Source organism: Bradyrhizobium sp. Ce-3 (assembly GCF_022835695.1).
Taxonomy (GTDB): domain Bacteria; phylum Pseudomonadota; class Alphaproteobacteria; order Rhizobiales; family Xanthobacteraceae; genus Bradyrhizobium.
The window spans coordinates 1,002,071-1,014,194 of the sequence record NZ_BQUV01000001.1 but is presented as its reverse complement, the minus strand read 5'-3'; the positions used below and the strand labels follow the sequence as shown (position 1 = coordinate 1,014,194).

The following is a 12,124-nucleotide window of genomic DNA, read 5'->3' as shown; positions in this document are numbered from 1 at the left end:
AAGAAAAATCCTCACCGTTGAAAGTGCCGATCTGAATGGATCGCCTCGTCGCCCTTGCCGTCAATCGCCGCTACTTGATGGTGGCCATGTTCGTCGCCGTCATCATCGGCGGCCTGCTTGCGTTCAGGCAGCTCAACATCGAGGCCTATCCCGATCCGACCCCGCCGATGGTCGACATCGTGACCCAGAGCCCGGGCCTGTCGGCCGAGGAGATCGAGCGCTACATCACGATCCCGATCGAGACCCAGGTCGCCGGCATCAAGAACCTCAAGACCATCCGCACCATCTCGCTGTACGGCCTCTCCGACGTCAAGCTGCAGTTCTCCTTCGACTACACCTATGACGAGGCGCTGCAGCAGGTGCTCAATCGCCTGTCGCAGCTCGCGCCGCTGCCCGGCAACGTGCAGCCCGGCATCTCGCCGACCAGCCCGATCGGCGAGATCTTCCGCTACCGGCTGAAGGGCCCGCCGAACTACAGCGTGCTCGACCTCAAGACGCTGCAGGACTGGGTGCTGCAACGCCGCTTCCGCGCGGTGCCCGGCGTGATCGACGTCACCGGCTGGGGCGGCAAGACCAAGACTTACGAGATCCAGGTCGACTTCAACAAGCTGGTCGCCAACGGCCTGACGCTGCCGCAGGTGCTGCAGGCGGTGTCCAACGCCAACATCAATGTCGGCGGCAACACCGTCAACATCGGCTCGCAATCGGCCGTGGTGCGCGGCGTCGGCCTGATCCGCTCGATCGACGATCTCGCCAACACCATGATCTCGCAGTCCGGCGGCAATCCGGTGCTGGTCAGGGACGTCGGCACCGTCACGATCGGCGAGAAGCCGCGGCTCGGTATCGCCGGCATCGACAACGACGACGACATCGTGCAGGGCATCGTGCTGATGCGCCGCGGCGAGCAGAGCTCGCCGACGATTGCCCGCGTCGAGCAACTGGTCAACCAGATCAACAATTCCTCGATCCTGCCGCCGGGCGTCAAGATCGAGCGCATCTACGACCGCAAGGACCTGATCGAGCTCACCACCCACACCGTGCTGCACAACATGGTGGTCGGCATCCTCTTGATCGTGCTGCTGCAGTGGATATTCCTCGGCGACCTCCGCAGCGCGCTGATCGTCGGCGCGACGATTCCGTTCGCGCTGTTCTTCGCCGTGATCATCCTGGTGCTGCGCGGCGAATCCGCCAATCTGCTGTCGGTCGGCGCGATCGATTTCGGCCTGATCGTCGACGCCACCGTGATCATGGTGGAGGCGATCTTCCGCCGGCTGTCGCAGACCACGGCGCTGTCGGAAGACGAGCGGAGCCACATCTCCGAGGATACGGTGATGGGGATGAAGAGCCATGCGATCCTGTCGGCGGCAGCCGACGTCTCGCGCTCGATCTTCTTCGCCGCGACCATCATCGTCGCCGCGTTCCTGCCGCTGTTCACGCTGGGTGGCGTCGAGGGCAACATCTTCGGGCCGATGGCGCGAACCTATGCCTATGCGCTGGCGGGCGGCCTGCTGGCGACGTTCACGATCACGCCCGCGTTGAGCGCGATCATCCTGCCGGCGCATATCCACGAGACCGAAACCTGGATCGTCAAGAAGCTCGACGCGATCTACCTGCCGGTGCTGAACTGGGCGATCGGCAACCGCAAGGTCGTGATGGCCGGTGCGGCCGGCCTCGTGGTCATGACCATCATCTTCGTGCGCTTCCTCGGCCTCGAATTCCTGCCCAAGCTGGAAGAGGGCAACCTGTGGATCCGCGCTACGCTGCCGCCGACGATCTCGCTGCAGGAAGGCAACGCCTACGTCAACGAGATGCGCAGGGTGATCCGCGCTCGACCCGAGGTGGTGGCGGTGGTGTCGCAGCACGGCCGTCCTGATGACGGCACCGACGCCGCCGGCTTCTTCAATGCCGAATTCTTCGCGCCGCTGAAGCCGGCCAGCGAATGGCCGGGCACACATGACAAGGACGAGCTCACCGCGCAATTGCTGGCGCAGTTGCAGGAGAAATTCCCCGGCGTCGAATTCAACTTCTCGCAATACCTGCAGGACAACGTGTCGGAGGCGGTGTCCGGCGTGAAGGGCGAGAACTCGATCAAGCTCTACGGCAACGATCTGCAGGCGCTGACCGACACCGCCAACAAGATCAAGTCGGTGCTGGCCACGGTGCAGGGCGTGACCGACCTCGCGGTGTTCACCTCGCTCGGCCAGCCGACCGTCCAGATCGACGTCGACCGGGCGCGGGCGGCGCGCTACGGCCTGTCGCCCGGCGACATCAACGCCACGATCAAGGTCGCGGTCGGCGGCGACACCGCGGGCGATCTCTATGAACCCGGCAGCGACCGGCACTTCCCGATCATCGTCCGCCTGGCGCCGGAATATCGCAAGAGCGCGGAAGCGATCCAGAATCTGCGGATCGGGGCCACCAATCCCAATGGCGGGGTCACGCAGATCCCGCTCTCCGAAGTGGCCTCGATCAAGCTGATCTCCGGTGCGGCCTACATCTATCGCGAGCAGCAGGAGCGCTATCTGCCGATCAAGTTCTCGGTGCGCGACCGCGACCTCGGCAGCGCGATCCTGGAGGCGCAGCAGAAGGTCAACGATCAGGTCCAATTGCCGCCCGGCTCGCATCTCGAATGGGTGGGGGAGTTCGGCAATCTGCAGGACGCCATCAAGCGGCTGTCGATCGTGGTGCCGATCAGCCTGGTGCTGATCGCGGTGCTGTTGTTCTTCAATTTCGGCTCGATGGTCGACACCATGCTGGCGATGAGCGTGATCCCGATGGCGATCTTCGGCGGCGTGCTCGGGCTCTTGATCTCGGGCATTCCGTTCAGCGTGTCGGCGGCGATCGGCTTCATCGCGCTGTTCGGCATCGCCGTGATGGACGGCATCATCATCCTGTCGCAGTTCAACCAGCTGATCGACGAAGGCTATGACCGGATGCGCGCGGTGATCCGCACCGGCGAGTTGCAGCTTCGACCGGTGCTGATGACCTGCGTGGTGGCCGGCGTCGGCCTGCTGCCGGCGGCGATATCGGAGGGCATCGGCTCGCAGGTGCAGAAGCCGCTCGCCATCGTCGTCGTCACCGGCATGATGCTGGCGCCGCTGGTGATCCTGGTCACGCTGCCGGTGCTGATCTCCTACTTCTCGCGCCGGCCGAAAGACAGCGTCAGGTGAAGCCGTAGAGCCGCGCCGGGTTGTCGACCAGGATGGTCTTGCGCACCGCGGCGTCCGGCGCCCAGACCGGGAGCTGGTTGAGGAGGCGGCCGTCGTCGATCTGGTACAGCGGCGTCACCTCGGTGACCTTCTTGCCCGCCGGTGTCACCGAATCCGGGTGCGGCCAGTCGGTGCCCCAGACGATGCGCTCGGCATTGGCCGCGATCAGCGCCTGGGCCAGCGGCGTGGCGTCGGCATAGTCGGGCGCGAGCTTGGAGGCGCGGTAGGCGCCGGAAATCTTGACATAGGCCTTGCCCGACTTGACCAGCGCGAGCAGGTCGTCGAACCCCGGCTGGCCGGTGCCGAGCGCAGCCTCGGCGCCGCCGAAATGGTCGAACACGACCGGCACCGGAGCTGCGGCGACCAGGTCCTTGATCGCGGAGATCATGGCGAGGCTGGTGAACAGCTGCACATGCCAGCCGCGCGCCTTCATCCGCTCGATCGCGGCCGAGAAGCGCTGCCGGCCGACATTGGGATCGTTGACGCCGCCGGTCGCGAGGTTGAGGCGGATGCCGCGGAAGCCGGCCTTCTGCATGGCGTCGAGATCGCTCTCGCTGGTCTTGTCGTCGATCACGGCGACGCCGCGCGCGGTCGGCCCGCGCGCCGTCATGCCGAACAGGGTCGACGAATTGTCGGGGCCGTAGACGCTCGGCGTCACGATCACCACGCGCTCGACATGCAACGCCTTGTGCAGCGCGCTCATCTCCTCCGGCGAGGCCGGCTCCGGCGTGTAGACGCGGCCGGCGAAGAACGGGAACTTGTCGGGGTCGCCATGGATGTGGGTGTGGCAGTCGCACGCACCGGCAGGCACGTCGAAGTTCACCGCGGTCGATGGTTGCGCTGCCTTGGAAAATGCGTTGCTGCTGGTCATGGTCACTCCCGCTGCGATGGAAGCCAGCATCATACTGCGTCGCGTCAGCATTGGACGTCTCCCTGCGTGCTCGGCTGTTATGCGCGCACTCCGCGCACCGGCATTGTTGATGGCCGGCGGGGCGGAGGTTATCGGCGGAGAGAGCGGGCGGAAAGAGGCCGTTCGCCGCGAACGGTTCCACGAAGCCTATTGTCCCGATGGCGTGCGCAGGCCGTGCCAGGCGTCGCGGACCTGATGGTAGTGCACCTCGGGCAGGTAGTCCGGCGTCTTCAGATTGAGCGTCTTGACATCGAGACGCCCGGTCGCGCTGAGCAGCGTGTAGGAGGCGATCACGCGGTCGCGCTGCGCGCCGATCAGCCGGGCCCGCGCCGTGATCAGATCCTGCTGCGCGTTGAGCACGTCGACCGTGGTGCGCTGGCCGCCGGCGGCTTCCTTCTGCACGCCGGCGAGCGCAACCTCCGCGGCCTTCACCTCGGACTCGGAGGCCGACACCGCGACCTTGGCGCCCTCATTGGCGACCCAGGCGCTGACCACGGCGGTCTTGGCCTGATTGCGGACCTGGTCGAGCACGAGCCGGCTCTGCGCCGTGACTTCCTTGGCCTGCCGGGTCTGCGAGGCCGCGGTGCCGCCGTCGTAGATCGGCTGCGTGACCTGGCCGATCACCGAGGCCTGGTCGGTCCCGAAGGTGCCGAGCGTCTGGTCGCTGTCGCGGCTGCGGCTGACGCTGCCTTGCAGGGTGACATTCGGCATCAGGCTGCTCTCGGCGACGCGGATCGAGGTCGAGGCGACGTCGACGTCGAAGCCTGCCGCGGTCACGGCAGGATGCTCGCGCAGCGAGAGCGCGATGGCATCTTCGCGGCTGCGCGGCAGCAGCCGGTCGATGGTGTCAGCCGGCCGCAATTGCGACGGCGGGTTGCCGACCACCTGCGCATAGGTGGCCTGGCTGACCGCATAGTTGACCTCGGCGGCGTTGAGATCGGCGAGGCCGCGGTTGAGGCGCGCCTCGGCCTGGGCCGTATCGGTCGGCGTCACGTCGCCGGCATTGAGACGGCGCTGCGTGATCGCCTGGGTCTCCTTCAGGAAGGCGACGTTGGAGCGCTGCGCCTCGACCAGGGTCTGGTTGGCCAGCACGTTGGTATAGGCGGTGACGGCGTCGAGCAGCACACCCTGGCCGACATTGCGCAGCGCCTCGCGGCCGGACTGCACCTGCAGCTCGGCGACGCGGACGCTGTTGGCGGTCTTGAAGCCGTTGAACAGGGTCTGGGTCACGGTGACCCCGATCTGCCACGGCTTCAGCGTCGCGGTCTGGATGACGTTGCCGGGCAGCTGGTCGCGCACCGCCTGCAAGCCGAGCGAGAGGCCGGCGATGATCTGGGGGCGGTAGCCGGCCAGCGCTTGCGGCACGTTCTCGTCGGTCGCGCGCTGGCGCGCCCGTTCGGCATTGAGCTGCGGATTGGTCTGGTACGCCTTGACCAGGGCTTCGGGCAGGCTCTCGGCGCGGGCGGCCGGACAGCTCAGCAGCGCGCATGCCAAGGCGCCAAGGCCGATGCCCGACAAAAGCACGCGCCTCGCTACGTCGCCAACCCTTGCGGCACGCTCAACCATGTGATCCCGCACACCAAAACCCCGGCAGTCTGCCTCCGCCGACGCCATCGACACATCTACCTGTTTACGGGGCGGCACCGCCACAGGCAAACCGCCCGGCGACATCTGCACATGATTTCAGTTCTTGTCTGTTGCCGGTTCGTCACAGGCGAACGCAACTGTCATATGAAGTATAGGTTAGAATCGCCGGCCCCCGATTCCGCGACGCCGGTTTTCCACTGGCTGCCCGGGTTCATTGCAGATGCCTAAGTTTTTCTCCGATCCCGAGGCGGTCGCGGAGCACATCATTCGTGACGTCGGAACCGAGCTGGTGGTCGGGCTGCCGCTCGGCCTCGGCAAGGCCAACCATATCGTCAACGCGCTGTATGCGCGCGCGGTCGCCGACCGCTCCATCAATCTGACGCTGTTCTCGGCGCTGACGCTGGAAAAGCCGAAGCCGAACAGCCTGCTCGAACAGCGCTTCATCGCTCCGGTGATCGATCGGCTGTTCGGCGGCTACCCGGATCTTGCCTATGCGGATGCGCTGCATCGCGGCGCGCTTCCCTCCAACATCAAGGTGATCGAGTTCTTCTTCCTCGCCGGGCAGTGGCTGCATCAGCCGTTCGCCCAGCAGCACTACATTTCCGCCAACTACACCCATGCAGCGTCCTATTTGCTGGCGCGCGGATTGAACGTGGTCCCCCAGCTCGTCGCCAAGCGCGTGGTCGACGGCGTGCCGCGCTACAGCCTGAGCTGCAACACCGACACGACGCTCGACGTGCTGCGCGCCCGTGCGCAGGGGCGGGCGTCGTTCAAGCTGATCGGCCAGGTCAATTCCGAGCTGCCGTTCATGCCCGGACCCGGCGATCTGCCGGCGGATGAATTCGACGCGGTGCTCGACAGCCCCGATACCGATTTCCCGCTGTTCGCGCCGCCGTCGGAGCCGATCAGCGACACCAAATATGCCATCGGATTGCATGCGGCGCGACTGGTGCGGGACGGCGGCACACTGCAGATCGGGATCGGACAGGTCGGCGATGCGCTGGCGCAGGGGCTCGTGGTGCGTCACCGCGACAATGCGCAATTCCACGGCATCATGCAGCGTCTTGCGCCCGGGACCGCACAACTCGCGGCGACCGAGACCGGGCCGTTCGAGAAGGGTCTCTACGGCGTCAGCGAGATGCTGTTCGAGGCGTTCCTCGGCTTGATCGATGCAGGCATCCTCAAGCGCGACGTTGGCGGCGTGATCCTGCACGGCGCGTTCTTCCTCGGGCCGCAATCCTTCTATCGGGCGCTGCGCGAGATGGCGGGCGAGCAGCTGGCGCGCATCCAGATGATGCCGGTGTCATTCACCAACGAGATCTTCGGCGACGAGGCGGGCAAGCGCCGCGCCCGCGTCGATGCGCGCTTCGTGAACAACGCGATGATGGCGACATTGCTCGGTGCTGCGATCTCCGACGGGCTCGAGAACGGCCAGGTCGTGAGCGGCGTCGGCGGCCAGTACAATTTCGTGGCGCAGGCCTTCGCGCTCGACGGCGCACGCTCGGTGCTGGCGCTGGAGGCGACCCGGCAGTCCGGCAAACAGGCGCAATCGAACATCCGCTGGTCCTACGGTCACGAGACCATTCCGCGGCATCTGCGCGATATCTTCGTCACCGAATATGGCGTCGCCGACACCAGGGGGAAATCCGATGCCGACGTGATCGCCGCGATGCTGCAGGTGTCGGACTCGCGCTTCCAGGGCGAGTTGATGCGGCAGGCCAAGGATGCCGGCAAGCTGCCGCGCAGCCATGAGATCCCGGCCGCTCATCGCGAGAACTTTCCCGAGCGTATCCGCGATGCCTTGAAGCCTGCACGCGAGGCCGGTCTGTTGCCGTCATTCCCGTTCGGCAGCGACTTCACCGACGTCGAGCAGCGGCTGATTCCGGCCCTGCAGATCCTGCAGCAGGCGCAGCGCACGCCGCTGCAACTCGCCGGCCTGCTGTGGCAGGGGATGCGGCATCCGCCCGATGCCGCCGACCGCGAATGCCTGGCACGGCTCGGCCTCGACAAGCCGGCACACTTCGCCGAGCGCGCCTATCGCGCGCTCGTGACCGCGGCATTGCAACGAAGCCGCGTGAATTAGCGGTTCTTGTTGACCGGCTTGCGCTTCTCGATGAAGGCGGCCATGCCCTCGGAGCGATCCTCGAGCGCGAAGGTCGAGTGGAACAGATTGCGCTCGACATTCATGCCTTCCGCGAGCGGCGTTTCGAAGGCGCGGTTGACGGCTTCCTTGGCCATCGAGGCGGCGGGACGTGACATCGAGGCGATCTTCTCAGCTGCGGCGAGCGCCTCTTCCAGCAGCTTGTCGGCCGGAACGATCCGCGACACGAGGCCGGAGCGCTCGGCCTCTGCCACATCCATCATCCGTCCGGTGAGGCAGAGGTCCATCGCCTTCGACTTGCCGATCGCGCGGGTGAGGCGCTGGGTGCCGCCGATGCCGGGAATGGTGCCAAGCGTGATTTCCGGCTGGCCGAACTTGGCGGTGTCCGCGGCGATGATGATGTCGCACATCATCGCGAGCTCGCAGCCGCCGCCGAGCGCATAACCCGCGACCGCCGCGATGGTCGGCTTGCGGCAGCGCGCGACGCGGTCGCCGCCGATCGCGGTGAAGTCGCTGTTGAACATGTCGATGAACCCCTTGGGCTGCATCTCCTTGATGTCGGCGCCGGCGGCAAACGCCTTCTCGCTGCCGGTGATCAGGATGCAGCCGATCTTGTCATCGGCCTCGAGATCGTCGACCGCCGCGGCGATCTCGCGGAACACGCCGAACGACAGCGCATTCAGCATTTTCGGCCGGTTCAGCGTGATGATGCCGACCGGTCCCTTGCTTTCGACGATGATGAATTCGAACGTAGCCATGACGCAAACCCCGTGCCTGATTTGCCGGGCAATGTGCCCGCTGGCGGGATGCGCTTCAAGTGGCTGAAGCGAGGCTTTGGGCCGCGGCACGGGCGCATCCCGTGCCGCGAGTGCCTCGGCTAGGCCATGAACATGCGTGCCGCGGAGGCCACCGTGAGCAGGGCGCCGAAGCCGATGAAGATCTTCCCGATCAGCGAGGTCTGGTCCAGGCTCGCGCTGTCGCTGCTCGCCAGCACCTGCGCCGGCTTGGGGGCAGCCACCGCGGCGGCCGGCGGCGGCGGCGGGGGCGTCTCCTGCTGGGCGGTTTGCGGTTGAACCGGTTGCGGCTGTTCCGCCGGCGGCTCCTGCTGCAAGGCCCGGTCGACGTCGTTGAGTTGGTCGGACGCGACCACGTTGGTATCCGACTGGTCGGCAGGCTTGTCGGCCGCTGCAATCAAGGCATTGGCTTTGATTGGCGTCGCTGCCGCATTGTCGTCGCCGGAGGTCAGTTCGGCATTGGCGTTGGCGACCGTGGCGGGCATGCCGGCCGACGTCACGCTGCCCGCATTGCCGGTGGCCTTCTTGGCCTCGGATGTGTCCGCTGTCTTGTCGGCCGTTCTGGAAGAGCGGTGACGCGCATGGCGCCGGCCATGCCGCGAGCTCTGTTGTGCGGACGACGTGTCGGTCGCCGCAGTGTCGGATTTTGTCGCTGTCGCGTCCGAACCGGCCGCACGCGCCGGCAACGGAGCTGCGAGACACACGGCAAGCCCTGTCGCAACCATCAAGGCCAAGCGCCCGCTGGCTTTGATCCTCATTCTGATGATCTCCCCATTATTGCCCGCCCAACCGCGAAAAGAGACCCGGCTGCGTGTCCACAACGGGGCAAAAAAAGGGAATCTTCGGGCTTGAAGGGGCGAAAGCTGGGCAATTTCGTCCGAGTGGGCGAGCGGCGGCAGCAGCCCCGATGCTTGTCGGACCGATCGGTGTTATGAGCCGTGACGTCTGGAAACCCGCCGGAGCGATTCTTTGAGCCTGATCCTTGGACGTCCTTGGGCGCGGTCTTGCCGGAGGAGGCCGATCACGAATTCGTGATCTCTTGGCTTGCCGCGTAACGAACTGAAAGATCGGCCGAATTGCAATTCAGGAGCCTGCGTGCGCGAACGTGAGGATGAATGGACCGACCTGATGCGGTCGGCCATTTCAGGCGATGACGCGGCATATCATCGCCTGCTCAGGGCCATCACGCCGGTACTCCGTGCCGCGGCGCGGCGTGGCTTGGCGCGCGCGGGACAACCGGTCGATCAGTCCGAGGACATCGTGCAGGACATCTTGTTGGCGGTGCATTTGAAGCGACAGACCTGGGACGCGAACGCGCCGTTCGCGCCGTGGCTGTTTGCGATCGCGCGCAACAAGCTGATCGACGCGCTGCGCCGTCGCGGCCGGCGCATCTTCGTCAACATCGACGATTTCGCCGAGACGCTGCCGGGCGAAACACCGGAGCAGACGGCATCGCCCGGCGAGGTGACCGCTCAGTTGCAGACGTTGCCGGCGCGGCAGCGCGACGTGCTGCAGTCGATCGCGGTCGACAGCGCCTCGATCAAGGATACCGCGGCGAAATTCTCGATGACCGAGGGTGCGGTGCGGGTCGCGCTGCATCGCGGGCTTGCGAGTCTCACCGCGAAATTACGGGACCGATGAGCATGGACACCGATCAACTCATTCGAACCCTGGCCGCCGACAATGCCTATCGTGCGCGTCCGATCGGACTCGCGCTGATGCTGGCACTGCTGGCCGCGGCACCGATCTCGCTCTTGATCTTCTTCGCCGAGCTCGGCGTGCGGCCCGACGTGATGACGGCGATGCATAATCCGTTCTTCGACCTGAAGTTCGCGGTGACGCTGGCGCTCGCCGCCTCGGCGATCGCGGTCAGCCTGCATCTGTCGCGGCCGGAGGCCTCGCTGCGCGGCTTCGGCTGGTGGCTGCTGATTCCCGCCGGCATCCTGGTCGCCGCCATCAGCGGCGAGATGATGATGCCGCAGCGGACGCCGATGATGACGCGCCTGATCGGCAAGAATTCGATGGCGTGCATGACCGCGATCCCCGCGATGTCGCTGCCGCTCTTGGTCGGCGCGCTGTACGGCCTGCGGCAGGGCGCCCCGGCGCGGCCGGCGGTTGCCGGCGCGATTGCAGGCCTGCTCTCGGCGGGGTTGGCGGCGACCGTCTATGCGTCGCACTGCACCGATGACTCGCCGCTGTTCGTCGCCACCTGGTACACGCTGGCGACCGCGATCGTCGCGAGCGTCGGCGCCATGATGGGAGCGCGCGCGCTACGGTACTGACTGCTTGCTTGTAGCCCGGATGCAGCGAAGCGAAATCCGGGGCAGTTCCAACCGCGGATACAGGTCCCCGGATTACGCTGCGCTTCATCCGGGCTACGCAGATCAAGCCGCGGGCGCGGACTGCTGCATGCGATGGAAGCGCAGCACCTGCTGCGCGGTCGAGGGCCGCAGCCGCTCATAGGTGTCCTTGCAGGCCTGCAGATCGGTCGGCTCGCCGCCCGAAATGTCGTCGCGCAGATTGATGATGGCTCGCACCGTCGACCATGACAGGCCCGAGACCTTGGCCAGGATCATCACGCCCTCGGCGCGGGTTTCGATCATCATGTTCTCGGCGACGCTGACCGAGACGTTGGCGAGCGCCGCAAGCGAGGCGTTGGTCTCGTCGAACTTGCCGGCCTCGGCGAAGGCCGCGAGCTGGAATTCGTCGAGCCGGCCGTCCTGGTAGAGCGATTTGACCAGCGCATGCGCAATCGCGGTGTCCGGCGTCACGGCCGCAGGCGCCGAGCGCGCGCGCCGGGTCGCTTCCTTCACCGCGATCGGAATCTCCTTGGCCTGTTGCGGATTGGCCGCCTCGAGCCGCTGCCTGACGGTGTCGGAGGCTTTCGCCACCAGCTTGAGATAGAGATGCCGCGGAATGTTCGGGCGCAGGCCGACGCAGGTCGACAGGTTCTCGTCGCCTTCGGCGCGGCTGACCAGGCGGGTGAAGCCGCGCTCGGTGAATTCCGCGCCGGGATTGTTGACCGCGCTCTGGATCACCTCGTCATTGCCGCGCAGCACCAGCACGTCGGTGACGGCGCCGCTCAGCGTCTTGCGGTTGGAGATCGCGAGCAGATGCGCCTGGCTCTTGCTGCGGGCCGTCTCGATCAGGGTGTCGTCGTCGAGCCGCGGCGACAGCGTCAGCACGGGGCCTGCGACCTCGATCAGGTCGTCGAATGCCAGCGTGCGGATGGTCTGCGGCGGCGCGGTCTCGATCGGGGCGAGGCGGTTGGCGAGCAGCGCCTTGGCCGAGGTCTCGATGTGCTCGAGCAGGCATTGGAATACGTCGTCGAACAGCACGATCTGCTGGTCCGAATAATTCACCGAACCATTGATGAAAAGGTCGGTGACGCGGCGCAGCGTCTCGACACGGCGTGCGACGGTGCCGTGGGCGAGGGTTGTCTGCAATTCGTCGAGCAGACTTTCGGGGGCGGTCGCGGGCTTCGAACTCATGACTCTATCCTGGAGCGGTGGCGACGGATTCT

The 12,124-nt window shown here is 66.2% G+C and carries 9 protein-coding genes; 4 read left to right on the top strand and 5 right to left on the bottom strand.

What is annotated here, in order from left to right; translation table 11 throughout:
- Positions 1-35: 35 nt before the first annotated feature.
- Positions 36-3,170, top strand: coding sequence for an efflux RND transporter permease subunit (locus BRSPCE3_RS04655; RefSeq protein WP_244064505.1), 3,135 nt, complete (start codon positions 36-38; stop codon positions 3,168-3,170).
- Here the strand turns inward: BRSPCE3_RS04655 and BRSPCE3_RS04650 are convergent.
- Together BRSPCE3_RS04650 and BRSPCE3_RS04645 are read right to left on the bottom strand one after the other, a co-directional pair.
- Positions 3,163-4,131 (bottom strand): amidohydrolase family protein, encoded by a 969-nt coding sequence (locus BRSPCE3_RS04650; protein ID WP_244064504.1) that lies wholly within the window; start codon positions 4,129-4,131, stop codon positions 3,163-3,165. The genes BRSPCE3_RS04655 and BRSPCE3_RS04650 overlap by 8 nt on opposite strands.
- Before the next feature lie 135 nt (positions 4,132-4,266).
- On the bottom strand, positions 4,267-5,685 hold the full coding sequence (locus tag BRSPCE3_RS04645) for a TolC family outer membrane protein (RefSeq protein ID WP_244064503.1): 1,419 nt from the start codon (positions 5,683-5,685) through the stop codon (positions 4,267-4,269).
- 241 nt (positions 5,686-5,926) lie between these two features.
- On the opposite strand from BRSPCE3_RS04645, the gene BRSPCE3_RS04640 reads away from it, so the two are divergent.
- A complete protein-coding gene (locus tag BRSPCE3_RS04640; RefSeq protein ID WP_244064502.1) occupies positions 5,927-7,789 on the top strand; it encodes an acetyl-CoA hydrolase/transferase C-terminal domain-containing protein in 1,863 nt (620 codons plus the stop codon).
- Here the strand turns inward: BRSPCE3_RS04640 and BRSPCE3_RS04635 are convergent.
- Both BRSPCE3_RS04635 and BRSPCE3_RS04630 read right to left on the bottom strand, forming a co-directional pair.
- Positions 7,786-8,565 (bottom strand): enoyl-CoA hydratase, encoded by a 780-nt coding sequence (locus tag BRSPCE3_RS04635; RefSeq protein WP_244064501.1) that lies wholly within the window; start codon positions 8,563-8,565, stop codon positions 7,786-7,788. The genes BRSPCE3_RS04640 and BRSPCE3_RS04635 overlap by 4 nt on opposite strands.
- A gap of 119 nt (positions 8,566-8,684) precedes the next feature.
- A complete protein-coding gene (locus tag BRSPCE3_RS04630) occupies positions 8,685-9,287 on the bottom strand; it encodes a hypothetical protein (RefSeq protein ID WP_244064500.1) in 603 nt (200 codons plus the stop codon).
- Between the two features lie 409 nt (positions 9,288-9,696).
- On the opposite strand from BRSPCE3_RS04630, the gene BRSPCE3_RS04625 reads away from it, so the two are divergent.
- Both BRSPCE3_RS04625 and BRSPCE3_RS04620 read left to right on the top strand, forming a co-directional pair.
- The gene (locus tag BRSPCE3_RS04625) at positions 9,697-10,242 is read left to right on the top strand and encodes a sigma-70 family RNA polymerase sigma factor (RefSeq protein ID WP_244064499.1); all 546 of its coding nucleotides are present in this window, start codon (positions 9,697-9,699) and stop codon (positions 10,240-10,242) included.
- A 2-nt stretch (positions 10,243-10,244) separates the two neighbouring features.
- The gene (locus BRSPCE3_RS04620) at positions 10,245-10,883 is read left to right on the top strand and encodes an NrsF family protein (protein WP_244064498.1); all 639 of its coding nucleotides are present in this window, start codon (positions 10,245-10,247) and stop codon (positions 10,881-10,883) included.
- A gap of 102 nt (positions 10,884-10,985) precedes the next feature.
- Here BRSPCE3_RS04620 and BRSPCE3_RS04615 read toward each other — a convergent pair whose 3' ends face one another.
- On the bottom strand, positions 10,986-12,092 hold the full coding sequence (locus BRSPCE3_RS04615) for a DUF2336 domain-containing protein (RefSeq protein ID WP_244064497.1): 1,107 nt from the start codon (positions 12,090-12,092) through the stop codon (positions 10,986-10,988).
- Between the last annotated feature and the right edge of the window lie 32 nt (positions 12,093-12,124).